This window comes from Pseudomonas sp. MYb193, from assembly GCF_002966775.1.
GTDB lineage: Bacteria > Pseudomonadota > Gammaproteobacteria > Pseudomonadales > Pseudomonadaceae > Aquipseudomonas > Aquipseudomonas paracarnis.
Window position 1 is genome coordinate 2,666,746 of the sequence record NZ_CP023269.1, and the last position, 24,901, is coordinate 2,691,646.

General features: G+C 61.3%; 20 protein-coding genes and 1 pseudogene. 10 read left to right on the plus strand and 11 right to left on the minus strand.

What is annotated here, in order from left to right:
• Positions 1 to 8 precede the first annotated feature (8 nt).
• Both CLM72_RS12330 and CLM72_RS12335 read left to right on the plus strand, forming a co-directional pair.
• Positions 9 to 989: a sugar-binding transcriptional regulator gene (locus CLM72_RS12330; RefSeq protein ID WP_034125745.1), complete on the plus strand. Its 981-nt coding sequence runs from the start codon at positions 9 to 11 to the stop codon at positions 987 to 989.
• Between the two features lie 395 nt (positions 990 to 1,384).
• A complete protein-coding gene (locus CLM72_RS12335) occupies positions 1,385 to 2,953 on the plus strand; it encodes a TerC family protein (RefSeq protein WP_105226634.1) in 1,569 nt (522 codons plus the stop codon).
• 37 nt (positions 2,954 to 2,990) lie between these two features.
• On the opposite strand, the pseudogene CLM72_RS12340 reads toward CLM72_RS12335, so the two are convergent.
• Positions 2,991 to 3,263, minus strand: a pseudogene (locus tag CLM72_RS12340) (thioredoxin family protein); the annotation flags it as partial.
• 329 nt (positions 3,264 to 3,592) lie between these two features.
• Between CLM72_RS12340 and CLM72_RS12345 the strand changes: the two are divergent.
• The 8 genes from CLM72_RS12345 to CLM72_RS12380 all read left to right on the plus strand — a co-directional run bounded on the left by CLM72_RS12345 (position 3,593) and on the right by CLM72_RS12380 (position 10,190).
• On the plus strand, positions 3,593 to 4,441 hold the full coding sequence (locus CLM72_RS12345) for a transporter substrate-binding domain-containing protein (protein ID WP_034125742.1): 849 nt from the start codon (positions 3,593 to 3,595) through the stop codon (positions 4,439 to 4,441).
• A 52-nt stretch (positions 4,442 to 4,493) separates the two neighbouring features.
• On the plus strand, positions 4,494 to 5,156 hold the full coding sequence (locus tag CLM72_RS12350) for an amino acid ABC transporter permease (RefSeq protein ID WP_034125741.1): 663 nt from the start codon (positions 4,494 to 4,496) through the stop codon (positions 5,154 to 5,156).
• Positions 5,157 to 5,167: 11 nt separating this feature from the next.
• Positions 5,168 to 5,830: an amino acid ABC transporter permease gene (locus CLM72_RS12355; protein WP_034135844.1), complete on the plus strand. Its 663-nt coding sequence runs from the start codon at positions 5,168 to 5,170 to the stop codon at positions 5,828 to 5,830.
• Positions 5,827 to 6,609, plus strand: a complete 783-nt coding sequence (locus CLM72_RS12360) for an amino acid ABC transporter ATP-binding protein (RefSeq protein WP_020301585.1) — start codon at positions 5,827 to 5,829, stop codon at positions 6,607 to 6,609. Before CLM72_RS12355 ends, CLM72_RS12360 begins: the two co-directional genes overlap by 4 nt.
• Positions 6,610 to 6,623: 14 nt before the next feature.
• Positions 6,624 to 7,013: a RidA family protein gene (locus CLM72_RS12365; RefSeq protein WP_105226635.1), complete on the plus strand. Its 390-nt coding sequence runs from the start codon at positions 6,624 to 6,626 to the stop codon at positions 7,011 to 7,013.
• A gap of 145 nt (positions 7,014 to 7,158) precedes the next feature.
• Positions 7,159 to 7,923: an IclR family transcriptional regulator gene (locus CLM72_RS12370; protein ID WP_034125739.1), complete on the plus strand. Its 765-nt coding sequence runs from the start codon at positions 7,159 to 7,161 to the stop codon at positions 7,921 to 7,923.
• Between the two features lie 9 nt (positions 7,924 to 7,932).
• Complete coding sequence (locus CLM72_RS12375; RefSeq protein ID WP_105226636.1) at positions 7,933 to 9,141, plus strand: amino acid deaminase; 1,209 nt, start codon at positions 7,933 to 7,935, stop codon at positions 9,139 to 9,141.
• 143 nt (positions 9,142 to 9,284) lie between these two features.
• Positions 9,285 to 10,190, plus strand: coding sequence for a sugar kinase (locus tag CLM72_RS12380; protein WP_105229129.1), 906 nt, complete (start codon positions 9,285 to 9,287; stop codon positions 10,188 to 10,190).
• A 110-nt stretch (positions 10,191 to 10,300) separates the two neighbouring features.
• Here CLM72_RS12380 and CLM72_RS12385 read toward each other — a convergent pair whose 3' ends face one another.
• The 10 genes from CLM72_RS12385 to CLM72_RS12430 form a co-directional block, all read right to left on the minus strand.
• Complete coding sequence (locus CLM72_RS12385; RefSeq protein WP_003174397.1) at positions 10,301 to 10,576, minus strand: peptidylprolyl isomerase; 276 nt, start codon at positions 10,574 to 10,576, stop codon at positions 10,301 to 10,303.
• 43 nt (positions 10,577 to 10,619) lie between these two features.
• Positions 10,620 to 13,157, minus strand: coding sequence for a PAS domain-containing protein (locus CLM72_RS12390; RefSeq protein ID WP_105226637.1), 2,538 nt, complete (start codon positions 13,155 to 13,157; stop codon positions 10,620 to 10,622).
• A 138-nt stretch (positions 13,158 to 13,295) separates the two neighbouring features.
• Positions 13,296 to 15,251 (minus strand): acetoacetate--CoA ligase, encoded by a 1,956-nt coding sequence (locus CLM72_RS12395; protein WP_105226638.1) that lies wholly within the window; start codon positions 15,249 to 15,251, stop codon positions 13,296 to 13,298.
• A gap of 129 nt (positions 15,252 to 15,380) precedes the next feature.
• Positions 15,381 to 16,154, minus strand: coding sequence for a 3-hydroxybutyrate dehydrogenase (locus CLM72_RS12400; protein WP_003191811.1), 774 nt, complete (start codon positions 16,152 to 16,154; stop codon positions 15,381 to 15,383).
• A gap of 7 nt (positions 16,155 to 16,161) precedes the next feature.
• Positions 16,162 to 17,553 carry a GntP family permease gene (locus CLM72_RS12405; RefSeq protein ID WP_003191810.1) on the minus strand — a complete coding sequence of 464 codons (1,392 nt, stop codon included), beginning with the start codon at positions 17,551 to 17,553 and terminating at the stop codon, positions 16,162 to 16,164.
• 286 nt (positions 17,554 to 17,839) lie between these two features.
• A complete protein-coding gene (locus CLM72_RS12410; protein ID WP_105226639.1) occupies positions 17,840 to 19,240 on the minus strand; it encodes a sigma-54-dependent Fis family transcriptional regulator in 1,401 nt (466 codons plus the stop codon).
• 22 nt (positions 19,241 to 19,262) lie between these two features.
• Entirely contained in the window at positions 19,263 to 20,834 is a 1,572-nt protein-coding gene (locus CLM72_RS12415; protein ID WP_105226640.1) for an ABC transporter ATP-binding protein, read from the minus strand.
• Between the two features lie 10 nt (positions 20,835 to 20,844).
• Complete coding sequence (locus CLM72_RS12420) at positions 20,845 to 21,867, minus strand: ABC transporter permease (RefSeq protein WP_032896898.1); 1,023 nt, start codon at positions 21,865 to 21,867, stop codon at positions 20,845 to 20,847.
• Positions 21,867 to 22,925, minus strand: a complete 1,059-nt coding sequence (locus tag CLM72_RS12425) for a microcin C ABC transporter permease YejB (RefSeq protein WP_105226641.1) — start codon at positions 22,923 to 22,925, stop codon at positions 21,867 to 21,869. Before CLM72_RS12425 ends, CLM72_RS12420 begins: the two co-directional genes overlap by 1 nt.
• On the minus strand, positions 22,925 to 24,784 hold the full coding sequence (locus CLM72_RS12430; protein ID WP_105226642.1) for an extracellular solute-binding protein: 1,860 nt from the start codon (positions 24,782 to 24,784) through the stop codon (positions 22,925 to 22,927). The genes CLM72_RS12425 and CLM72_RS12430 overlap by 1 nt, the downstream gene beginning before the upstream one ends.
• Positions 24,785 to 24,901: the final 117 nt, after the last annotated feature.

Consider the following 24,901-nt stretch of genomic DNA (forward strand, 5'->3'; position numbering starts at 1 on the left):
CCGTCCCCATGAGTGACAGTACCCAGCGCATGGCCAGTGATATCGATCAGATGACCGAAGTGGCGATGCTCTATTACCTTGAGAACGTCACTCAGGAGGCCATTGCCAAGCGCTTTGACCTGTCGCGGGCCAAAGTCAGCCGCCTGCTCAAGCGTGCTCGGGATGAAGGGATCGTCGAGGTGCGCGTGTTGCAGCACCCGGCGATGAACAACGAGCTGGAGCGGGCGCTGGTGGAGCGCTTCAAGCTCGACCGCGCCTTGATCGCGGTCGACCACAGCGACCCCGACACCCAGCGCTCGGCGGTTGCCAGCCTGGTCGCCAACTACCTCAACAAGACCCTGAGTGATGGGATGATCGTTGCCGTAGGCATGGGGCGTAACGTCGGCGCGGTGGCCGATAACGTGTTTCTGCCGGTGACCCGCAACTGCACTTTCGTGTGTGCCATCGGCGGTTCGCTCAAGGCCGGCGAATACATGAACCCTGACCACATCTGCCGACGCCTGGCCCTGCGCTTTGGTGGCGAAAGTGAAAGCCTGTACGCCCCGGCGCTGGTGGCCAACCCGGAACTGCGCGGGGTGCTGATCAACAACGACACGGTGCGTTCGACCCTTGACCGCGCCCGGCGTGCCGATATTGCCTTGATCGGCATCGGCGACATGAGCGAGAACAGCAACATGGTGCGCATGGGCTGGTTCTCGCCCCAGGAAATCGCCCAGGCGCGTTTGTCTGGCACTGTGGGCGACATGATGGGTTATGACTTTATCGACATTCACGGCCAGCCGGCGGTCAACGCCATCCAGGGGCGCGTGATCGGGTTGACGGTGCAGGAGCTGTTTCGCATCCCGGATGTGGTGGCGATTGCCAGCGAGAACACCAAGGCGGCGGCGACCTTGGGGGCGTTGCGTTCGGGGGTGATCAATACGCTGGCGACCACCGTCACCAATGCCCACACCATCCTGGCGCTGGACGATGCCACTCGTAAAACCTGATGAGTCGTCTATCTCGCAGGCGGGCAGGCTTTCTGTGGGAGCTGGCTTGCCTGCGATTGCATCGACCCGGTCTACCTGATGCACCGAGGTGCCTGCATCGCAGGCAAGCCAGCTCCCACAAGAGTTGCTGTGCTTTTGATGGGGGTTTACAGGTTTTGTAATAGTTTTGCGTTGTGGGAAATTTGTATTTCGAATGTAGGATTCAAGTCCTTTTGTCATTTCAGGACTTGCATGAACACCCTCTCGGAGCCTCCCAGTCGTCTTTCCCCAAGACAACCGCTGTCGCTGTTCCCGCTGAAGCACCCCGTATTCCGTCAACTAACCTTGTCCCGGTCGTACGACCGCACTTTGCCGTGCCCGGCGTTCTGAACACTTTAAAGACAGAGAATTTATAAATGGAATGGTTAGCGGATCCTACGGCCTGGCTCGGCCTTGCTACTTTGATTGTGCTGGAACTGGTACTGGGTATCGACAACCTGGTGTTTATCGCGATCCTGGCGGACAAGTTGCCGCCGGAGCAGCGTGACCGTGCACGTTTGATCGGTTTATCCCTGGCGCTGTTGATGCGCCTGGGCCTGTTGGCGAGTATTTCCTGGTTGGTCACCCTGACCCAGCCGCTGTTCGAGGTGTTCGACAAGAGCTTCTCCGGCCGTGACCTGATCATGCTGTTTGGTGGTGTGTTCCTGCTGTTCAAGGCCACCATGGAATTGCATGAGCGCCTTGAAGGCCATGTGGCGCAGCACAAGGGCAGTGTGGCTTACGCCATGTTCTGGCCGATCGTCGCGCAGATCGTGGTGCTGGATGCGGTGTTCTCCCTCGACGCGGTGATTACCGCCGTGGGCATGGTCGACGAGCTGGCGGTGATGATGATCGCCGTGATCGTGTCCATCGGCCTGATGATCGTGGCGAGCAAGCCGCTGACCCGTTTCGTCAATGCGCACCCCACCGTGATCATGCTGTGCCTGGGCTTCCTGATGATGATCGGTTTCGCCCTGACCGCCGAAGGCCTGGGCTTCCATATTCCCAAGGGCTACTTGTACGCGGCCATTGGCTTCTCGATTCTGATCGAGGTGTTCAACCAGATCGCCCGAGCCCGTCGCAAGAAGTCGGCGCAGGGCGTGTTGCCGGTGCGTGAGCGTACCGCCCATGCGGTGATGCGCTTGTTGGGCGGCCGCAGCCTGGCGGTGGAAGAGGTGGGTGAAGATGTGGCTGACCTGCTGGGCGAGCCGGATGCTGCGCAGGGTCCGCTGTTTGACCGACGTGAACGGGTGATGATCAGCGGCGTGCTGCAACTGGCCGAGCGGCCGATTCGCACCCTGATGACGCCAAGGGCCAAGGTTGATTGCATCGACCTGGCGGACGACCCCGAGACGATCCGTCTGAAACTGATGCACTCGTCCTACTCGCGTCTGCCGTTGATCCGTAACGGTGCGGTGGATGAGCCCCTGGGTTTTGTGCACAAGAAGGAGTTACTCAAGGAGTACCTGGCGGGCAACGAGCCGAACCTGGAACACCTGGCGCGTCGGGCGATCAACCTGCTGGACAGTTTTTCGATCCTCAATGCCCTGGAGCAGATGCGCCAGGAGTCCACTCACATCGCGTTCGTGATCAACGAATTCGGCGACTTCATGGGCGTATTGAGCATGACGGATATTCTGGAATCCATCGCCGGTGAATTGCCCGATGCCAGCGAAATCGAAGGGCCCGATATTGTCGAGCAAGGCGATGGCTTCCGTGCCAATGGTGCCTTGAACCTCAACCTGGTGCGTCAACGCACGAGCTTCAAGGCGGTGACGACCGAGGATTATCAAACCCTGGCAGGTTTGGTGATGAGCCTGCTTGACCGCTTGCCGGTGGTGGGCGATAGCCTGGAGCATGAAGGCTGGCGTTTGACTGTGGCTGAAGTGGAGGAGCGTCGAGTGACGCAAGTGCATTTGCGCCCTTGCTCAGGTCATAACGGCTGAAGATGTCCTGCACAAACGGCGCCTGCTCTTCCAGGGGGCCGAAGCCTTTGAATTTTTCTACCAGGGCGCCATTCAGGTAGATCAGCAGCGTCGGGGTGCCTGTTACTTCAGGGTGCCTCGGCGTGTGCGCGCAATCGACTACCAGGCTCACGATTCTGGGATGCCTCCAGGCGTGCAGTTCGAATAAGGGGCCTGCCTGCGCGCAGGCGGGGCAGTGTTCTGAAACGAACAGAATGAATACCGGGCGTGGGGTGTTTAGTAACCGTTCGAACGCCTTGGCACTGGAAATACTGCTCGTTGCAACGCCCATGGTGATCTCCCTTCAAGCCGCAGTCGTTTTTACCAACGCTAAGCCGGTGGATGACTACCGTCTACTGTCAACCTTCACAGGTGTACCTTGCTGCCCCAAATGATCTAAAAGGGTGCGCAGTAACAGCGGTGTGTGGCTTTGAGTAGCAAGCCGATTGCGAGGTCGGTGCAATCCCGTGGGCCTATCCGATCTTTATCTCGCTGATCTCTAAAGACTTTTACCTCGACATATTTTTCCTCCAGTACCTGTGGCACACTTTCTGCTGTCTATTCCGTTGTTACATACCAAGTTCCGGTATAGCGGAATACACAATCCCTGGAGTGCTTGTCATGCATCACCGACCTTCCGTATTCAAAGCGTGTGTTTTTCTCGTCGCTGCATCGGCTTCCCTCGCCAGCGTGGTGCAGGCGGCGGACAGCAAGCTCGATGATGTGCTCAAGCGTGGGCACTTGATCGTAGGTACAGGCAGTACCAATGCGCCGTGGCACTTCCAGGGAGCGGATGGCAAGTTGCAGGGATTTGATATCGACATCGGCCGCATCGTGGCCAAAGGCTTGTTCAATGACCCGAGCAAGGTGGAGTTTGTGGTGCAGTCGTCTGACGCACGTATTCCCAACCTGCTCACCGACAAGGTCGACATGAGCTGTCAGTTCATCACCGTTACCGCCAGCCGTGCGCAGCAGGTGGCCTTTACCTTGCCGTACTACCGGGAAGGCGTCGGCTTGCTGTTGCCCAATAACAGCAAATACAAGGAAATCGAAGACCTGCAGGCGGCGGGCGACGACGTCACCGTGGCTGTGCTGCAGAACGTGTATGCCGAAGAGTTGGTGCACCAGGCACTGCCCAAGGCCAAGGTCGATCAGTACGACAGCGTTGACCTGATGTACCAGGCCGTGAACTCAGGCCGCGCCGATGCTGCTGCCACCGACCAGTCCTCGGTCAAATACCTGATGGTGCAGAACCCTGGCCGCTACCGCAGCCCCACCTACGCCTGGAGCCCGCAAACCTATGCCTGCGCGGTCAAGCGCGGCGACCAGGACTGGCTGAATTTCGTCAACACCGCGCTGCACGAAGCCATGACCGGTGTGGAATTCCCCACCTACAAAGCCTCGTTCAAGCAGTGGTTCGGCGTGGACCTGCCAGAACCGGCGATTGGTTTTCCCGTGGAATTCAAGTGACCCGCAACAACAGGGGCGTGCTTGAACACGCCCCCTTCAGGTGCTGCTGACCATGAACTATCAGTTGAACTTTGCCGCCGTCTGGCGTGATTTCGACACCTTGCTGGCGGGGCTCGGCCTTGGGCTACAGTTGGCTTTGCTGTCGATCGCCATCGGCTGCGTGATCGGCCTGTTGATGGCGTTTGCCATGCTTTCCAGGCACCGCGCGTTGCGTATTATTGCCTCGGTGTATGTCACCGTGGTGCGCAACACCCCGATCCTGGTGTTGATCCTGTTGATCTACTTCGCCTTGCCCTCCCTGGGCATTCGGCTGGATAAGATTCCCTCGTTCATCATCACCCTGTCGCTGTATGCCGGCGCCTATCTCACCGAGGTATTCCGCGCAGGCCTGGTGAATATTCCCAAGGGCTTGCGGGAGGCCGGCCTGGCCATCGGCCTGGGGGAGTGGCGGATTCGCGCTTACATCACCGTGCCGGTGATGCTGCGCAACGTGTTGCCGGCACTCTCGAACAACTTCATCTCGCTGTTCAAGGACACCTCCCTGGCCGCCGCGATTGCGGTGCCGGAGCTGACCTATTACGCCCGCAAGATCAACGTCGAAAGCTACCGGGTGATTGAAACCTGGCTGGTCACGACCGCGCTCTACGTGGCTGCCTGTTACCTGATTGCCATGCTGCTCCGTTACCTGGAACAGCGTTTGGCTATCCGTCGTTAAGGAAGGGTCCCATGTACGAATCCCCCAGTTGGCTGCATGAATTGTGGATCGCCCGCGAGACCCTTTGGGCCGGCTTCCAGGCCAGCGTGGCGGTCTCGGCGCTGGCGATTGTCTTTGGCACCCTGATCGGCATCGTCGCCGGGTTGATCCTGACCTACGGCAAGTTCTGGATGCGTGCGCCGTTCCGTCTGTATGTCGATTTGATCCGTGGCACGCCGGTGTTTGTGCTGGTGTTGGCATGTTTCTACATGCTGCCGGCCCTTGGCTGGCAAATCAGTGCGTTCCAGGCCGGTGCGGTCGGGCTCACCTTGTTCTGTGGCTCCCATGTATCGGAAATCGTGCGCGGCGCGCTGCAGGCCATTCCCCGTGGGCAATTGGAAGCGGGCAAGGCGATTGGCCTGACGTTTTATCAGTCCCTGGGCTACGTGCTGTTGCCCCAGGCGCTGCGGCAGATCTTGCCGACCTGGGTGAACTCCTCTACGGAAATCGTCAAGGCTTCCACCTTGCTGTCGGTGATCGGTGTGGCCGAATTGCTGCTCAGTACCCAGCAGGTGATCGCGCGCACCTTCATGACCCTGGAGTTCTACCTGTTCGCCGGTTTTCTGTTCTTTGTCATCAACTACGCCATCGAATTATTCGGGCGCTACATTGAAAAGCGGGTGGCCTTGCCATGAACCAAGCTCAAACCAACCCAGCGCTGCTGGACATTCGTGGCCTGCGTAAACAATACGGCCAGGTGGAAGTGCTCAAGGGCGTCGACCTGTCCATGCAGCGCGGCAATGTGGTGACGTTGATCGGCTCCAGCGGCTCGGGCAAGACCACCTTGCTGCGCTGCGTGAACCTGCTGGAAGAGTTTCAGGGCGGGCAGATCACCCTGGATGGCGAGTCCATCGGCTACAGCGATGTCGGCGGCAAGCGTGTACGCCACCCGGAGCGGGTGATCGCCCAGCACCGCGCAATGACCGGCATGGCGTTCCAGCAATTCAACCTGTTCCCGCACCTGACCGCGCTGCAGAACGTCACCCTCGGCTTGCTCAAGGTCAAGAAAATGGGCAAGGATGAAGCGGTGGCGCTGGCCGAAAAATGGCTGGACCGCGTCGGCCTGCTGGAGCGCCGCAACCACTTTCCCGGCCAATTGTCCGGTGGCCAGCAACAACGCGTGGCCATTGCCCGGGCCATTGCCATGAACCCCAGCCTGATGCTGTTCGACGAAGTCACCTCGGCCCTCGACCCGGAGTTGGTGGGCGAAGTGCTCAGCGTGATCAAGGGGTTGGCGGAGGAGGGCATGACCATGTTGTTGGTCACCCACGAGATGCGCTTTGCCTACGAGGTATCGGACCAGATCGTCTTCATGAACCAGGGCCGCATTGAAGAGCAGGGCAGTGCGAAGGACATCTTCGAACGGCCGCAGTCGCCGCGCCTGGCAGAATTTCTCAAGAACATTCGTTTTTAACAAGGAGCAACTTTATGAGCATTACTCGTTACGGCACCGGCAGCACCGCAGGTGGCGGCCAGCCACGTCCGTTCGCCCGCGCTGTGGAAGCCGATGGCTGGCTGTACGTGTCGGGCCAGGTGCCTGCGGTGGACGGTGAAATCATCAATGGCGGCATCATCGAGCAAACCCGCCAGACGATGCGCAACGTGGTGGCGATCCTCGAAGAAGCCGGCTACGAACTCAAGGATGTGGTGCGGGTGGGCGTATGGTTGGAAGACCCACGGGACTTCTGGAGTTTCAACAAGGTATTCGGCGAATACTTCACCCCGGAACACGCCCCGGCGCGCGCCTGCGTGCAGGCCAATATGATGGTCGATTGCAAGGTCGAGATCGATTGCGTGGCCTACAAGAAAAAAAACTGAATATTCAAACCCTGTAGGAGCGAGCTTGCTCGCGAAGATCGTCAACGATAACGCGGGTATTGTTTATGAACGCGTTGCCCTGGAGTTTTTCGCGAGCAAGCTCGCTCCTACAGAAGAATTCATACCACTGGGGACCGAGTCCACCATGACCGAAGACACCATCAAACGCCGCGCCAAAGGCCTGGACCGTGCGTTCGATATCCTCGATTTTCTCAAGGAAATCGGCCAACCCCTGCGCCCGAATGATATTGCCAGCGGCATTGGCAGCCCCAAATCCACGGTCTACGAACTGGTGGCGTCGTTGCTGGAGCGGCGCATCCTGGAGACCGTGGGCAAGGACGGCCACGTGTATCTGGGGCGTCAGCTGTATTTCCTCGGCCAGGCACACTTGCGTCACTTCGACCTGACCCGCGAGGCCGACCACGCCTTGCAGGAGATCGTCAGCCAGACCCACGAAACCGCGCAGATGTGCCTGCTCAACGGGCGCAAATACACGGTGGCGCTGATGCGCGAGGGCCAGCGGCATTTCCGTATTTCTTCGGACATCGGTGAAAACGCGCCCATTCCGTGGACTGCCTCGGGACGCTTGTTGCTGGGGCATTTGAGCGATCAGCAGATCGTCGACCTGATCGATCCCGACGATTTCATCCTGCCGGATGGCCTGCGCCTGCCGCTGGACACTTTCCTGGCGCAGATACGCCAGGCCAGTCTGGATGGGTTCTTCTCCTTCGACAGTGTGGCCGACACCTTCACCCACTGCTTTGCCGCCCCGGTGCGCGATGCCCAGGGCGTCAGCATCGCGACCCTGTGCATCGTCGCCCCCCGGGCTGATGCGAGCAAAAACTACCACGACTATCGCCGGGTACTGATCGACAGTGCCAACAGCCTGGCCCGGCGCATCAACGAATAGGAGTTTTCCATGTCTGCCCTCAATGCCGTTGAAAAAGGTGCCGCCGCCGTCGGTGCCCATTTGGTTCGCGATGTCAGCCTGCCGGCTCTGGTGCTGCACCGTGACGCCCTGGAACATAACATCCGCTGGATGCAGGACTTTGTCCGCAGCAGCGGCGCGGAGCTGGCGCCCCACGGCAAGACCAGCATGATGCCCGCGCTGTTCCAGCGCCAGATCGCCGCCGGTGCCTGGGGCATCACCCTGGCTACCGCCGTGCAGACCCGCGCCGCCTACGCCAGCGGCGTGCGTCGCGTGCTGATGGCCAACCAACTGGTGGGTGCGGCGAACATGGCCTTGATCGCGGACCTGCTGGCCGACAAGGATTTTGACTTCCATTGCATGGTCGATCACCCGGATAACGTCGCCGACCTGGGCCTGTTCTTCGCCGCCCGTGGCCAGCGCCTCAACGTGATGATCGAGTACGGCGTGGTCGGTGGCCGGTGCGGCTGCCGCAGCGAGCAGCAAGTGCGCGACCTGGCCAAGGCGATCCAGGCCCAGCCGGCATTGGCCCTCACCGGTATCGAGGGTTACGAAGGCGTAATCCACGGCGAGCACGCCATCAGCGGTATCCGCGCCTTCGCCGCCAGCCTGGTGAGCCTGGCGGTGGAGCTGCAAGACAGCGGCCTGTTCGACCGGCCCAAGCCGATCATCACCGCATCGGGCTCGGCCTGGTACGACCTGATCGCCGAGTCGTTCGAAACGCAAAACGCCGCCGGCCGTTTCCTCAGCGTGTTGCGCCCTGGCAGTTACGTGGCCCACGACCATGGCATCTATAAAGAGGCGCAGTGCTGCGTACTCGAACGCCGCAGCGACCTCAACGAGGGCCTGCGCCCGGCAATGGAAGTCTGGGCGCATGTGCAGTCGCTGCCGGAGCCTGGTTTTGCGGTGGTTGCCCTGGGCAAGCGCGACGTGGCCTACGACGCCGGTTTGCCAGTGCCGCTCAAGCGCTACAGGGCCGGGATCGTGCCGGCGCAAGGTGATGATGTGAGCGGGTGCAAGGTCACGGCGGTGATGGACCAGCATGCGTTCATGACTGTGGCGCCGGAGGTTGAATTGCGTATTGGCGACATCATTTCCTTTGGTACGTCCCACCCTTGCCTGACCTTTGACAAGTGGCAGGTGGGGTGCCTGGTGGATGAGCAGTTGCAGGTGGTCGAGTCTCTGCGTACCTGCTTCTAGACCGAGTCGCGGCTATCGCAGCGATGCGGCGACCCGACAAGCCAGCTCCCACAGTGACCGCGTTTTAACTGAAGGAATGCAGTCGAATGTGGGAGTCGGGCTTGCCCGCGATGGGGCCCTCCAGCACACCTGAGAACTTTGCCATGAACACCCACCCCCGCATCGCCCTCATCGGCGAATGCATGATCGAACTGCAACACCGCGCCGACGGCAGCCTGCACCAGAGCTTCGGCGGCGACACCCTGAACACCGCTGTGTACCTGCGCCGCGAGCTGGGCGATGCCGGCAGCGTTGACTACGTCACCGCCCTGGGCGATGACAGCTTCAGCGATGCCATGTGCGCGCATTGGCGCGCCGAAGGCCTTGGCCTGGACAGGGTCCAGCGTCTGCCTGGGCGCCTGCCGGGCTTGTATTACATCCAGACTGACGCCCAGGGCGAACGTAAATTCCTCTACTGGCGCAACGAAGCGGCCGTGCGCGACTGCTTCACCACGCCCGCCGCCGAGCCGGTCCTGGCGGCCTTGCCGGGCTATGACGTGGTGTATTTCAGCGGCATTACCCTGGCGGTGCTGGGGAACATTGGGCGTGAGCGCTTACTGCAGGCGCTGATCGAAGCCCGCCGGCGCGGCGCCAGGGTGGTGTTCGATAACAACTACAGGCCCCGGCTGTGGGCTGATGTGCAAACGGCTCGTGAGGCGTATCGCAGGGTGTTGGCCGAAGTGGACATTGCCTTGCTCACCGAGGATGACGAGCGCGCGTTGTTTGGCTATGAGGATAGCGAGCAGGTGTTTGCGGCGTACCCGTCGATTGCAGAAGTGGTGCTCAAACGGGGAGCGGATGCGTGCTTGATTCGTTGCGTGGGCGAGCGTTTTGCGGTGCCGGCGTTGAAAGTGGAGAAGGTAGTGGACACCACGGCGGCGGGGGATTCGTTCAGTGCGGCGTATCTGGCCAGTCGGCTCAACGGTGGCTCGCCGCAAGAAGCTGCCTTGGCGGGGCATCGGCTGGCGAGCCGGGTGATTCAGGTGCCGGGGGCTTTAATACCGAGATGAATGGCCGCCTGCGGCGGATCGCGGGCAAGCCCGGCTCCCACATTTGAGTGGGTGTACACCGCTAAATGTGGGAGCTGGCTTGCCTGCGATAGCGGACTGAAGCCATCCACTCAATCCCGGTAAAACACCTGCACCAGGTGATACCCAAACTTGCTCTTGATCGGCCCGTGCACCACCTTCACCGGTTTCTTGAAGATCACCGCATCAATCGCCCCCACCATCTGCCCGGGCCGCACTTCGCCCAGGTCACCACCGCGTTTGCCCGACGGGCAGGTGGAGTACTTCTTGGCCAGCACATCAAAGGCTTCGCCCTTGGCAATGCGCTGCTTGAGTTGTTCGGCTTCTTCGCTGGTTTTCACCAGGATATGACGGGCTTGGGCTTTCATGGGGCTCTACCAGCTGTGCGACGGCGCGCGATTATGCCTGAACTCAGGCCTCGACGCCGATCATGCTACGGATTTTGTTGGCCAACAGGTCAATGGAAAAAGGCTTGGCGACCATGTCCATACCGTCCTCCAGGAACCCCTGGCGCTCGGCGGCTTTCTCGGCATAACCGGTCATGAACAGCACGCGCAGGCCTGGGCGATGCTGGCGGGCGATTTCCGCCAGTTGCCGGCCGTTCATGCCGGGCAAGCCAACGTCGGTCACCAGCAAGTCCACACGCAAATCCGACTCCAGCAACGGCAGCGCTGCCCGCGCATCCGCCGCCTGGTGCGCGGTGTAGCCCAGTTCGTCGAGCACATTGACCACCAGCATGCGCACCGCCGGGTCGTCCTCGACCACCACCACCGCTTCACCGGCCAGGGCCACGGGCGCTTCGGTCAGGCTGGTGGGCAGGCTGCTTTCCAGCGCCGTGCCATACAAACGCGGCAGGTACAGGCGCACGCAGGTGCCCTGGCCCGGTTCGCTCTGGATGGTCACATGGCCGCCGGATTGCTGGGCAAAGCCGTAGATCATCGACAACCCAAGGCCAGTGCCTTGGCCGATGGGCTTGGTGGTAAAGAACGGGTCGAACGCCTTGGCGAGGATTTTCGGCGCCATGCCGCTGCCGTTGTCGCTCACGCCAAGCATCACATAGTCGCCGGCCTTGACCGGTTCCAGGGTGGTGATGTCGGTGCCGTCCAGGTAACTGTTGGCGGTTTCGATCAGCAGCTCGCCGCCGTCGGGCATGGCGTCGCGGGCGTTGATCACCAGATTGAGCAGGGCGTTTTCCAATTGGCTGGCGTCGGTGTTCACCGGCCAGATGTCCTTGCCCAGTTGTACCTTGAGTTCGATATGCGCGCCCTTGGTGCGCCGGAACAGGTCTTCCAGGGACGCCACCAGTTGGTTGGGGTTGGTGGGGCGACGGTCCAGTGACTGGCGCCGCGAGAACGCCAGCAGCCGGTGGGTGAGGGCGGCGGCACGGTGGGCGGAGGACACGGCAGCATCGGCAAAACGGCCGATATCGTCGCTGCGCCCGTCGGCAATATAGCGCTGCATCAGGTCCAGGCTGCCGATGATGCCGGTGAGCATATTGTTGAAGTCATGGGCGATACCGCCGGTGAGCTGGCCGACCGCTTCCATCTTCTGCGCATGGCGCAGGGCATCTTCTGCACGTTCGCGCTCGAACATCTCGTTCTGCAGGCGCTGGTTGGCCTCGGCCAGCGCCTGGGTGCGCTGGGCCACGCGTTCTTCAAGGTTCTCGTTGAGGTGGCGCAGGGCTTCTTCGGTGAGCTTGCGTTCGGTCTCGTCGATCACAAAGATGTAAAAACCATTCACCGAGCCGTCACTACTAAAGCGCGGCAGGTACTTCATCAGCGCATGGCGGGGGCGGCCATCGCGATGAGGCGTCACCGTCATGAAGCTGCACGCCTTGCCCTTGAGCGCGGCGGCGATCTTGTCTGCGCGCCCGGCATACACCTCGTCGCCGAGCACTTCGCGGATGGTCTTGCCGTACAGCTCCTGGGGCGTCTTGCCATACCACTCGAGGTAAGCGCTGTTGTTGAGGCGAAAACGCTGTTCGTGGTCAACGTAGCCGATCAACACCGGCATGGCGTTGATGATCAGTTGCAGCTCGGTCTGGCTCTGGCGCAAGGCCTGTTCGGTGTTTTTGCGCTCGGTGAGGTCCAGCGCGGCGCCGAGGAACCGCGCCGGCCGGCCCTGTTGGTCCTTGTAGCAGCGGCCACGGGCGAACACCCAGCGCACCTGGCCATCGGCCTGTTGCAGGCGGTATTCCTCGGCGTACTCGGTGCCATGGGTGATGCAATGCTTGATGCTGCGCGTCACCGTGCCCCGGTCTTCGGGATGCACGCCGTGCAGGTAGGCACTGATGGGCAGCAGGCTTGAATCGTTGGGGTCGACGCCATGCAGGTAGGCGAAATGGGCGTCGGCGATGAAACGGTCTTCACCGATATCCCAGTCCCAGGTACCCACCGCGTCGGTGGCCGCCAACGCGAGTTGCAGGCGTTGCTCGGTGTTGTGCTGGGCCTTGAGGCTTGCTTCGGAACGCTGTTGCAGTTCGAGGGTTTTGCTGCGCCGCTCATTGGTTTCAATGGCCGTGACCAGGATGCCGGCCACCCGGCAGCTTTCGTCGCGCACCGGGCTGTAGGTCAGGTCGAGCCAGATCTCGGTATCGCAGCCCTGGCGGTGCAGCACAAAGCGTTGCTCGCTGAAGGTACGCACCTGGCCGCCGAGCACGGCGTCGTAGACCGGCGCGGCGAAGCTTTCAAGCTCTGGCCAGGTGTGGTGCGCCGGCTGGCCCAGGGCGCCGGGGTGCTTGCTACCAATCAGGTGTGCAAAACCATCGTTATAGAGTTGCGTGAGCTGCGGGCCCCACAGCAGCACCATCGGCATGGGTGAATGCACGACAATATCGACGGCAGTGCGCAGGCTTTGCGGCCACTCACTGGCCTCACCGAGGGGGCTTTGTGCCCAGTCCAGCCGCTTGATCAACGCAGCGGCTTCGCTACCGGTGGATGTTCCATTCATAAAAAGCCCTGAGCATGACGCTTTGAAAAATGACAACACCCATTGCCCCAAGGAAAGACAACGGGTGACTACCCCGGAAAAATAGCATGCCTTGAGGGTTTTTCTTCAAAACGCTGCATCAGCGCTGAAACCTTTCATCTAATAAGCCAGCTCAGCTCTGTCGCGAAATTGCTCCAGTGCCTGGGGGTTGGCCAGGGCATCGGTGTTTTTCACCGGCTCACCATGCACCACGTTGCGCACCGCCAATTCGACGATTTTGCCGCTGATGGTGCGGGGGATATCCGTGACAGCGAGGATCTTGGTCGGCACATGGCGCGGTGTGGTGTTGGCGCGAATCACCTGGCGGATCTGCTGTTGCAGCGCTTCGTCCAGTTCGATTCCATCATCCAGGCGCACAAACAGCACCACGCGCACGTCGTCCTGCCAACGTTGACCGATGGCGAGGCTTTCCAGCACCTGCGGGACCTTTTCCACTTGGCGATAAATCTCGGCGGTGCCAATGCGCACGCCGCCGGGGTTGAGCACCGCATCGGAACGCCCGTGGATCAACAGGCTGCCGTTGGCGCGTTGCTCGGCATAGTCACCCTGGGCCCATACACCGGGGAACTGACTGAAATACGAAGCGCGCAGTTTCTGCTGCTGCGGGTCGTTCCACAACCCGATGGGCATGGCAGGGAAATGCCGGGTGCACACCAGTTCGCCTTTCTCTCCGATCAGGGGCCGGCCCTGGTCGTCCCACACTTCGATGGCCATGGCCAGGCTCTTGCATTGCATCTCACCGCGCCGCACCGGCAGGACCGGGTTGCCGATCACAAAGCAGGAGACAATGTCGGTGCCACCAGACATCGACGACAGGCACAGCTCAGCCTTGATCTCGCGGTACACATAGTCGTAACTCTGGGGCGACAGCGGCGAGCCGGTCGAAATCAAGCCCTTGAGGCTGCCCAGATCGTGGCTCAGGCGCGGCTGCAACCCGGACTTTTCCAGGGTGGCGAGGAATTTGGGGCTGGTGCCGAACACGCTGATTTTTTCCGCATCGATCAGGTCGATCAAGCGTTCGGGGCCGGGGTGGAACGGCGAGCCGTCGTACAGCACCGTGGTGGCGCCGATCGCCAGCACCGACACCAGCCAGTTCCACATCATCCAGCCGCAGGTGGTGTAATAGAACAGGCAGTCCTCGCGGTTCAGGTCGGCATGCAGGCCGTGTTCCTTGAGGTGCGTCAGCAATACGCCGCCAGTGCCGTGGATGATGCACTTGGGGATGCCGGTGGTGCCGCTGGAATAAAGGATATACAGCGGGTGATCGAACGGCACCGCGACAAATTCCGGTTCGCCGCCGGCTTGATAGAAGTCGTCCCACAGCGCGACGTGGGCGTGGGTGGTGTAGTCCCCAGCCTGCGCTTCGGGCTTGGCGTAAGGCACGATGATCAGCTGTTGCAGGGAGGGCAGGCGTTCAAGGATTTCATTGAGCTTGGCGCTCTGGTCGATGTGCTTGCCGGCATAGCGGTAGCCTGCGCAGGTGATCAGCACCTTGGGCTCGATCTGGCCGAAACGGTCGATGACGCCCTGGGTGCCGAAGTCTGGCGAGGAGCACGACCAGATCGCACCGAGGCTGGTGGTGGCGAGCATGCCAACCAGGGTTTGCCAGGTGTTGGGCATACACGCGGCCACCCGGTCACCTATGCCGACCCCGGCCGCCCGCAGGCTTTTTTGCAGGCCGGCAACCTGTTCCGCCAGTTGCGCATAGCTCAATTGTTCACGTTGGCCGTCTTCGCTGACAGCCACCACCGCAGGATGATCGTCACGGCGGCGCAACAGGTGTTCGGCGAAGTTCAGGGTGGCGCCGGGAAACCATTGGGCGCTGGGCATCTCGATGTCTTCGATCAGCGTGACGCTGGGCGGGCTGCGAAACTGCACGTCGAAGAACGCGACAATCGCCTGCCAGAAGTCCGGGCGCTGGTCGATGCTCCATTGGTGCAGGGCAGGGTAGTCGTGGAGCTGCACGCCGTGGCGCTGGTTGATGAAGCGGCGGAACTGATCCATGCGCGTGTTGGCGATGCGTTCCGGGGAGGGTTGCCAGAGGATGTCGGACATAAGCTGCCTCTTGTTAAAATTGTGGGAGCTGGCTTGCCTGCGATAGCGGTGTATCAGTGATAGATCGGGTAACTGACCCAATGCTATCGCAGGCAAGCCAGCTCCCACATTAGATAGGCTGCGTTTGAGTTACTGGGCCAGCCAGCCACCATCGATGTTCCAGGCCGCGCCGCGCACCTGTGCACCGGCTTCACTGCACAAGAACAGCACCAGCTCCCCGAGCTGCGACGGCGTCACAAACTCCAGCGACGGCTGTTTCTCTGCCAACAGATCCTGCTGCGCCTGCTGGGGGTCTACCCCAGTAGCCACGCGATCATCAATCTGCTTCTGCACCAGCGGCGTCAGCACCCAGCCCGGGCAGATGGCGTTGCAGGTGACATTGCTGGTGGCGGTTTCCAGGCCCACCACCTTGGTGAGGCCGATCACCCCATGTTTGGCCGCCACATACGCCGCCTTGCCCACTGAGCCGACTTGCCCATGCACCGAGGCGATATTGACGATGCGCCCCCAGCCCTTGGCCTTCATGCCCGGCAAGCTCAGGCGTGTGCTGTGGAACACCGAGGACAGGTTGATGGCGATGATCGAATCCCAGCGCTCCACAGGGAAGTCTTCTACCGCTGCCACATGCTGGATACCGGCATTGTTGACCAGGATGTCCACGCCACCGAACTCGCGCTCGGCGTAGGCGAGCATGTCGGCGATTTGCGCGGGGTCGCTGACGTCGGCCGGGTGATGCCCGACCTTGCCGCCAAACGCCTGCACCTGGGCGATCACCGCGCTGGCGTCGCCAAAGCCGTTGAGAATCAGGTTGGCGCCGGCCTTGGCCAGGCTCAGGGCAATCCCTAAGCCGATGCCGCTGGTGGAGCCGGTGACCAGGGCGGTCTTGCCATTCAAAGTTGTCATGAAAACCTCACACAATGCCGGTGGCGTAGAAAGTGCCGATCACCACGAACACCGCAAGGGTCTTGATGATCGTGATGCCAAAAATGTCCTTGTAGGCTTCGCGGTGGGTCAACCCGGTGACCGCCAGCAGGGTGATCACCGCGCCGTTGTGGGGCAGGGTGTCCATGCCGCCGCTGGCCATGGCCGCGACTCGGTGCAGCACCTCAAGGGGGATATTGGCCGCGTGGGCGGCTGCAATAAAGCTCTCGGACATCGCGGCGAGGGCGATGCTCATGCCTCCCGAAGCGGAGCCGGTGATACCGGCCAGCAAGGTCACGGTGATCGCTTCGTTGACCAGCGGGTTGGGGATGCCCTTGAGCCAGTCCGCCAGTACCAGAAAGCCTGGCAGCGAGGCGATCACGGCGCCAAATCCATATTCCGACGCGGTGTTCATCGCCGCAAGCAAGGCACCGCTTACTGCGCTTTTACTGCCTTCGGCCAGCTTGCTCTTGATCGCCGAGAAGCCGAACACCAGCACCACGATAATTCCCACCAGCAACGCCGCCTGCACCGCCCAGATCGCGGTGAGCTTGGCGATTTCGGTGGTCACCGGCGCGCTCATGCCCGGCAGGCTGAGGCTGTGGGTCTTGCCGTACCACTGCGGGATCCAGTGGGTGAACAACAGGTTCATCACCCCCACCAGGATCAGCGGCGACAACGCGAGCCACGGGTTGGGCAAGCTCAGGTTGTCGGCGGTTTCGGGCTCATTGCGCAACTCGGTGCCATAACCTTCACCGGCACGCTGGGCCTTGTTGCGCTGGCGTGCGAGGTAGAGCATGCCGGCGCAAAACACGAAGATCGTGCCGATCAGCCCCAGCCACGGCGCTGCCCAGGCGGTGGTGTTGAAGAAGGTGCTGGGGATGATGTTCTGGATCTGCGGCGTACCGGGCAGGGCGTCCATGGTGAACGAGAAGGCACCGAGGGCGATGGTCGCCGGGATCAGGCGCTTGGGGATATTGCTCTGGCGGAACATCTCGGCGGCAAACGGGTACACCGCAAACACCACCACGAACAGCGACACGCCACCGTAGGTGAGCAGGGCGCAGACCAGCACGATCACCAGCATCGCCTGGCGCGTGCCGAGCAATCGGATCGCAGCGGCCACGATCGAGCGCGAAAACCCCGACAGCTCAATGAGCTTGCCGAACACCGCACCGAGCAGGAATACCGGGAAATACAGCTTGATAAAACCGACCATTTTTTCCATGAACACCCCGGTAAAGGCGGGTGCGACGGCGGATGGGTCGGTGAGCAGCACCGCGCCAAGGGCGGCGATGGGGGCGAACAGGATAACGCTATAGCCACGGTAGGCGGCCAGCATCAGCAGCGCGAGCGCGGCCAGGGCAATGATCACACTCATGGTGTGTCTCCATTGGATTGTTATTGTTGTGGGTGAGGCTTTGGGAGGACGCTATAGCGAGATGTGTGCCAGATTCTTAAGTTGTTGATATATATGAATTTACTTACTTTTTAACGACGGTTTTCCAGAAGGCAGTCTCAATCGAGAGACGAGTGGAGATCCCTTGTGGGAGCTGGCTTGCCTGCGATAGCGGTGTCACAGTGCCATATTCTCTAGCTGAACCAACGCGATCGCAGGCAAGCCAGCTCCCACACAGGATTGTCTCCATAGTGGGAATGTAGTCTCTTTAATGAGACTGGGTTATTCCAAGCGCCAGCATTTTTTTATACAACGTCGACCGCCCAAGCCCCAACCGCTTGGCCGCCTCTACCACATTCCCTTCACACGCCGTGAGCGCGGCTGCGATCACCTGCCGATCAAACCGTTCCCGTGCCGCACTGAATGTCTCTTCCTCCATCGACACCAGCGCACGGCGTTCAACCGGCGTAAAAGTGCCAATCGCTGTGCGTATCTCCTCGGCATTCAACACCAAGTCATCACTCAGCAACGCCGCCCGCTCCAGCACATTGCGCAGCTCGCGGATATTGCCCGGCCAGGCATGTTGGGCCAACAGCGCCAGGGCATCGCGGTCCAGTTCGTGCTGGCTGCGCAACTCCTCAAGAATCGCCTCGCTCAGCGCCGGAATATCCTCCAGCCGTTCACGCAGCGGCGGCACTTGGATCGGCAGCACGTTGAGGCGGTAATACAGATCGGCGCGAAACTCGCCACGCTTGATCGCCGCTTCCAAGTCCATGGACGTCGCGGCAATCACCCGCACATCGCTGTGCAGCATCTCGTTGGAGCCCACCGGTTCGAATTCCTTTTCCTGCAACACCCGCAGCAATTTGCTTTGCAGTGGCAGCGGCATGTCGCCGATTTCATCGAGAAACAACGTGCCGCCCTGGGCAATCTGGAACTTGCCGGGGCGACCCTTGCGGTCGGCACCGGTAAAGGCGCCGGGTGCGGTGCCGAAGAATTCGGCTTCAAGCAGGTCATGGGGGATCGCCGCGCTGTTGATGCTCACAAAGGCTTTGTGCGCCCGGGGCGATGCGCCGTGAATGGCCTGGGCCAGCAGTTCCTTGCCGGTGCCGGTTTCCCCGAGCAGCAATACCGGCGACTCGGCACTCGCACTGCGCCGCGCCCGGCGCTTGACCTCAAGGCTGGCGGCGCTGGTGCCGATAAAGTGCGCGAAGTTGTATTTGCTTTGCCGCGAACGCAGCAGCGAGCGCGTGGAGGCCAGCTCCTGCTGCATGCTCAGGTAGCGCTCGATCAACGGCGACAGGTTGCGCAGTTCATCGAACAGCGCAAAGCCAATCGCGCCGATCACCGCCCCGGCCTCGTCGTGGATCGGCAGGCGCATCACCACCAGCGGGCCTTTGGGAGTGTCCTGGATATCCAGCAGGATCGGCCGGTCGTTGCGCACCACCTGGCGCAGCAGGCTGTTGGAAATTACCTGCTCGCAAGGCTGGCCGATGGCTTGGTCGGCGCTCTTGAGGCCAAAACGCTTGGCGTAACGCTCGTTCATCCACACGATATTTGCATCGCGGTCGACGATGACCGTGCCCTCGCTGGACTGCTCGATGATCTTGAACAGCGACTGGATGGCCAGGCCGCGAACCTGTTGGTAGTCCTTGAGGCTAGTGCTCATGGAGGCAAAATCCTGTTAATCATCACAAGGGGATGTGCGCTGCTGCCAGCAGTTCTTTGGTGTACGGGTGTTGGGGCGATTCGAACACATCATGGCTCGCGCCACGCTCCACCACCTTGCCATCCTTGACCACGATCATGTCATGGGCCATGGCGCGCACCACCGCCAGGTCATGGCTGATAAACAGGTAGGTCAGGCCGTATTTGTCCTGCAGTTCGCGCAGCAGCGCCACCACTTGTTTCTGCACTGTACGGTCGAGGGCCGAGGTGGGTTCGTCGAGCAACATCAGCGCTGGCTTGAGTACCAGGGCGCGGGCAATGGCGATGCGTTGGCGCTGGCCACCGGAAAACTCATGGGGGTAGCGATGCCGGCTGGCGGGGTCCAGGCCCACGTCCTTGAGTACCTGGATGACTTGCGCGTCACGCTCGGCCAGGCTGCACGGCGCGTGCACTTCCAGGCCCTCGCTGATGATCTGCTGCACCGACATGCGCGGGCTGAGGCTGCCATAGGGGTCTTGGAACACCACCTGCATCTGCTTGCGCCATGGGCGCATCTGCTGATGGTTGAGCGGGTCCAGAGCTTCACCCTGAAAGCGAATGCTGCCGCTGGAGTCGAGCAAGCGCAGGATCGCCTGGCCCAGGGTGGACTTGCCGGAACCGGACTCGCCAACAATCCCCAGGGTCTTGCCGCGCTGCACACTGAGGCTGATGCCGTCCACCGCGCGCAGGTAGGTCTTGGCCCGGAACAGCCCGCCACCGAGGGGGAATTGCACGCTCAGGTCATCCACTTCCAGTACCGTCTCACGGGGCTCGCTGCACAGCACATCGCCCGAGGGCTCGGCGTCCAGCAGCAGGCGGCTGTAGGGATGCTGCGGTGCGGTGAACAGGACCTGGCAGTCGGCTTGCTCGACGATTTCCCCGGCACGCATCACGCAGACCCGCTGGGCGATACTGCGCACCAGGTTGAGGTCATGGCTGATCAGCAGCAGCGACATGCCCAAACGTTGCTGCAAAGATTTAAGCAGCAGCAGGATCTTGCGCTGCACCGTCACGTCCAGCGCCGTGGTGGGCTCGTCGGCAATCAGCAGTTCGGGCTCGCAGGCCAGGGCCATGGCGATCATCACCCGCTGGCGCTGGCCGCCGGACAATTGATGAGGGTAGGCCTTGAGCCGCTCCTGGGGTTTCTGGATGCCCACCAGTTCCAGCAGTTCGAGGATGCGCGCCTGCGCCGCCTTGCCGCCCAGGCCCTTGTGCAGCAGCAGGGTTTCGCCGATCTGCTTTTCGATGCTGTGCAGCGGGTTCAGGGAGGTCATCGGCTCCTGGAAGATCATGGCAATGCGGTTACCGCGCAATTTTTGCAAGGTACTCGGTGAGGCGCCAATCAGTTCCTGGCCGCGATACTTGATGGAGCCCAGTGTTTCGGTGCCGGCTTGCGGCAGCAGTTGCAGGATAGAGTGGGCCGTCACCGACTTGCCCGAGCCCGACTCGCCCACCAGCGCCAGGCACTCGCCAGGGCGCACGTCCAGGCTCAGGTTGCGCACGACGGTCTGGCCGTTGAAGGCGACGCACAGGTCGCGGATTTCGATCAGGTTCATACGCAGTCACTCATGAGCGGGGGTCGAAGGCATCACGCAGTGCCTCGCCGATAAACACCAGCAACGACAGAATCAGCGCCAAGGTGAAAAACGCCGTCAAGCCCAGCCACGGCGCTTGCAAGTTCTGCTTGCCCTGGCCGATCAGTTCGCCCAGGGAGGCGCTGCCGGCGGGCATGCCGAAGCCGAGGAAATCCAGAGCGCTCAAGGTGGATATCGCCCCGGTCAAAATGAACGGCAAATAGCTCAGGGTCGCGGTCATGGCGTTGGGCAGGATATGCCGACGAATGATCTTGCCGTCGCCCAGACCCAGGGCGCGTGCGGCCTTGACGTATTCCAGGTTGCGCCCGCGCAGGAACTCGGCGCGCACCACGTCCACCAGGGCCAACCAGGAAAACAGCGCCATGATCCCCAGCAACCACCAGAAGTTCGGCTCCACAAACCCCGACAGGATAATCAGCAGGTACAGCACCGGCAGGCCAGACCACACCTCCAGGATGCGTTGCCCGAGCAAATCCACCCAGCCGCCGTAGTACCCCTGCAGTGCCCCGGCGGCAATGCCAATGACCGCGCTGATGGCGGTCAGGGCCAGGGCAAACAGGATCGACACTCGTGCACCGAAGATCACCCGCGCCAACACATCGCGGGACTGGTCATCGGTGCCCAGCCAGTTTACCGCCGACGGCGGGCTCGGGGCAGGGCGGGTGAGTTCATAGTTGGGTGTGTCATCGCTGAACGGAATCGGCGGGAACAGCATCCAGCCGCCATCCTGCTTGATGAGCTTTTGCACGTAGTCACTGCGGTAGTCCGCCTGGAACGGCAACTGCCCACCGAACTGCTGCTCGGTGTAGCGCTTGAACACCGGAAAATACAGCTCGTTCTTGAAACTGAGCACCAGCGGCTTGTCATTGGCGATCAACTCGCCGCCCAGGGTCAGGATAAACAGGCCGATAAACAGCCACAGCGACCACCAGCCACGGCGGTTTTTCTTGAAACGTTCGAAACGCCGGCGAGCCACGGGAGATAGGTTGAGCATCAGGCGTTCCTCGCGGCGAAGTCGATACGCGGGTCCACCAGGGTGTAGCAGAGGTCACCGATGAGTTTTATCAGAAGGCCGAATAGGGTGAAGATAAACAGCGAGCCGAACACCACCGGGTAGTCGCGGGACACGGCCGCCTCGTAGCTCATGCGGCCGAGGCCATCGAGGGAGAAGATCACCTCGATCAGCAGCGAGCCGGCAAAAAACACACTGATAAACGCCTGGGGAATCCCCGAGATCACCAGCAACATCGCATTGCGGAACACGTGACCGTACAGCACCCGGCGTTCGCTCAAACCCTTGGCGCGGGCGGTGACCACGTATTGGCGGGTAATTTCATTGAGGAACGAGTTCTTGGTCAGGATGGTCAAGGTGGCAAAGCCGCCGATCACCAGCGCCGTTACCGGCAGTACCAAGTGCCAGAAGTAGTCCGCGATTTTGCCCACGGTGCTCAGTTCGGCGAAGTTTTCCGAGACCAGCCCGCGTACCGGGAACCAGTTCAGCGAGGTACCGCCAGCGAACACCACGATCAGGAACATCGCGAACAGGAACGCCGGCATCGCGTAACCGATGACGATGGCCGTGCTGCTCCACATATCAAAGCTGCTGCCATGGCGCACGGCCTTGCGTATGCCCAGCGGGATCGACACCAGGTAGGTAATCAACGTGGCCCACAGGCCGAGGGAAATCGTGACGGGCAGCTTTTCCAGGATCAGGTCCGTCACCGTCGCGCCTCTGAAGAAACTGTTGCCGAAGTTCAACTGGGCATAGTTCTTGAGCATCAACCACAGGCGTTCCGGCGCGGATTTGTCGAAGCCGTATTGTTTCTCGATGTCCTTGATCAACTTCGGGTCCAGGCCGCGGCTGGCCCGCGAGCCGCTGATGCCTTCGCCGGATGCGCCCGCCACACCTCCGCTACCAATGCCTTGCAGGTGAGCGATGGCTTGTTCCACAGGCCCGCCGGGCGCGGCCTGCACGATCACGAAGTTCACCAGCAGGATGATCACCAGCGTCGGGATGATCAGCAGCAGGCGCCGTACGATATAGGCAAACATCAGTGGGCCTCTCCGCGTTTTTTCAACTCAGCCTGCATTTGTTCGTTCGTCAGCGGGGTGGGGCTGACTTCCCACCAGGTTTCCAGGGCTTCGTCGTTCTTCGCCTCGATGGCCGGGCGCCCGAAACGGTTCCACCATGCGGCGGAGGTGCCCGGTGGGTAATAGTTGGGGATCCACAGGTAATTCCATTGCAGTACGCGGTCCAGGGCGTGGGCATAGGTGAGCATCTTGGCCTGGGTGTCAGCCTTGACCAGGCCATGGATCAGCGTATCGACGGCCGGGTCCTTGAGCACGATGTAGTTGTTGGCGCCCGAATCGAACGCGGCGGCAGAGCCGAAATAGTTGTACAGCTCCATGCCGGGCGAGGTGGTGACCGGGAAACCTGTGACGATCATGTCGTAGTCGCGGGCCATCAGTCGGTTGACGTATTGCGAGGAGTCGATGCGGCGGATATTCAGGGTGATGCCGATCTGTGCCAGGTTGCGTTTGTAGGGCAGCAACAGGCGTTCGAGGCCGTTCTGGACGTTGAGGAAGGTGAATTCCAGTGGCTCGCCCTGGGCATTGACGAGTTTGTCGCCCACAGGTTTCCAGCCGGCGTCTTCCAGCAGGGCCAAGGCTTGCAGCTGTTTGTCGCGGATCATGCCACTGCCATCGGTGACCGGGGCCTTGAACACCTGGGTAAACACCTCGTCGGGAATCTGCCCGCGCAGGGGTTCGAGGATCGCCAGTTCTTCCGGGGTGGGCAACTGGCTGGCGGCCAGCGGGCTATTGGAGAAATAGCTCTGCTGGCGGATGTACAAGTTGCGCATCATCTGCCGGTTGGCCCATTCAAAATCCCACAGCATCGCCAGGGCCTGGCGCACGCGGCGATCCTTGAATATCGGTTTTTGCACGTTGAACACATAGCCCTGGGCCGGCTGCGGCATCTCCTTGGCCAGGTGCGCGCGCTGCAGGCGGCCATCGTCCAGGGCCGGGCCGTTGTAGCCGATGGAGTAACCGGTGGCGGAGAATTCACGGTTGAAATCATAGGCGCCGCCGCGTAGCACTTGGCGCGCTACTTCGGTGTCGCCGAAGTACTCCAGGCTCAGGTGATCGAAGTTGTACAGGCCGCGGCTGACCGGCAAGTCCTTGCCCCACCAGTCGGGGTCACGGGTGAAGGTGATGGTGCTGCCGGAGTCGATCTTGCTGACCTTGTAGGGGCCGCTGCCCAGTGGCGCTTCGTAGCCGCCGCCGTTGGCAAAGTCGCGGGTCTTCCACCAGTGCTCGGGGAACACCGGCAAGGTGGCGATATCCAGGGGCAGGGTACGGTTTTCGTTGCTGGAAAAGTCAAAGCGCACCTGGCGCTCACCTTCGACCTCGACGTGCTTCACGTCGGCAAATAGCGTGCGAAAGCGCAGGCTGCCTTGGGTCATCAGCACGTCAAAGCTGTAGCGCACGTCTTGCGCGGTGATGGGCTTGCCATCGGCAAAGCGCGCCTTGGGGTTCAGGTAGAAGCGCAGTGACAGGCCATCGTCGGCGCGCTCCATCTTTTGCGCCACCAGGCCGTAGACGGTGTAAGGCTCATCCAGCGAGCGCAACGCCAAGGGCGCATACACCCAGCCGTCGACCTGGGAAACGCCGATGCCTTTGTCGATATACGGCAGCACATGGTCAAACCGCCCCACCTCCAGCGCGGAACGCCGCAGGCTGCCGCCCTTGGGAGCGTTGGGGTTGGCATAGTCGAAATGGCTGAAACCTTCGGCGTATTTGGCGGGCTCGCCGTACACCGTCAGGTAGGTTTGCGGGGCTGCGATCACCGCAGTGCTGGCCATTAGCAAGGCCAGGGTGGAACAGAGTAGAGATGAAAAAGCCAATCGCATTATCAGCCTTGAGCGCCGGGTAAGAGTCATAAGGATTTGTACGCTAACGGCCTGGGCATCGCCAGTCATCAGATGCACAACGGCCCACCAAAGGGCGGGCCGTTGTTTATAGCATCA

Coding starts and splice junctions, on each gene's coding strand:
- CLM72_RS12330 (WP_034125745.1), top strand. CDS start 9: ATGAGTGACAGTACCCAGCGCATGGCCAGTGATATCGATCAGATGACC.
- CLM72_RS12335 (WP_105226634.1), top strand. CDS start 1,385: ATGGAATGGTTAGCGGATCCTACGGCCTGGCTCGGCCTTGCTACTTTG.
- CLM72_RS12345 (WP_034125742.1), top strand. CDS start 3,593: ATGCATCACCGACCTTCCGTATTCAAAGCGTGTGTTTTTCTCGTCGCT.
- CLM72_RS12350 (WP_034125741.1), top strand. CDS start 4,494: ATGAACTATCAGTTGAACTTTGCCGCCGTCTGGCGTGATTTCGACACC.
- CLM72_RS12355 (WP_034135844.1), top strand. CDS start 5,168: ATGTACGAATCCCCCAGTTGGCTGCATGAATTGTGGATCGCCCGCGAG.
- CLM72_RS12360 (WP_020301585.1), top strand. CDS start 5,827: ATGAACCAAGCTCAAACCAACCCAGCGCTGCTGGACATTCGTGGCCTG.
- CLM72_RS12365 (WP_105226635.1), top strand. CDS start 6,624: ATGAGCATTACTCGTTACGGCACCGGCAGCACCGCAGGTGGCGGCCAG.
- CLM72_RS12370 (WP_034125739.1), top strand. CDS start 7,159: ATGACCGAAGACACCATCAAACGCCGCGCCAAAGGCCTGGACCGTGCG.
- CLM72_RS12375 (WP_105226636.1), top strand. CDS start 7,933: ATGTCTGCCCTCAATGCCGTTGAAAAAGGTGCCGCCGCCGTCGGTGCC.
- CLM72_RS12380 (WP_105229129.1), top strand. CDS start 9,285: ATGAACACCCACCCCCGCATCGCCCTCATCGGCGAATGCATGATCGAA.
- CLM72_RS12385 (WP_003174397.1), bottom strand. CDS start 10,576: ATGAAAGCCCAAGCCCGTCATATCCTGGTGAAAACCAGCGAAGAAGCC.
- CLM72_RS12390 (WP_105226637.1), bottom strand. CDS start 13,157: ATGAATGGAACATCCACCGGTAGCGAAGCCGCTGCGTTGATCAAGCGG.
- CLM72_RS12395 (WP_105226638.1), bottom strand. CDS start 15,251: ATGTCCGACATCCTCTGGCAACCCTCCCCGGAACGCATCGCCAACACG.
- CLM72_RS12400 (WP_003191811.1), bottom strand. CDS start 16,154: ATGACAACTTTGAATGGCAAGACCGCCCTGGTCACCGGCTCCACCAGC.
- CLM72_RS12405 (WP_003191810.1), bottom strand. CDS start 17,553: ATGAGTGTGATCATTGCCCTGGCCGCGCTCGCGCTGCTGATGCTGGCC.
- CLM72_RS12410 (WP_105226639.1), bottom strand. CDS start 19,240: ATGAGCACTAGCCTCAAGGACTACCAACAGGTTCGCGGCCTGGCCATC.
- CLM72_RS12415 (WP_105226640.1), bottom strand. CDS start 20,834: ATGAACCTGATCGAAATCCGCGACCTGTGCGTCGCCTTCAACGGCCAG.
- CLM72_RS12420 (WP_032896898.1), bottom strand. CDS start 21,867: ATGCTCAACCTATCTCCCGTGGCTCGCCGGCGTTTCGAACGTTTCAAG.
- CLM72_RS12425 (WP_105226641.1), bottom strand. CDS start 22,925: ATGTTTGCCTATATCGTACGGCGCCTGCTGCTGATCATCCCGACGCTG.
- CLM72_RS12430 (WP_105226642.1), bottom strand. CDS start 24,784: ATGCGATTGGCTTTTTCATCTCTACTCTGTTCCACCCTGGCCTTGCTA.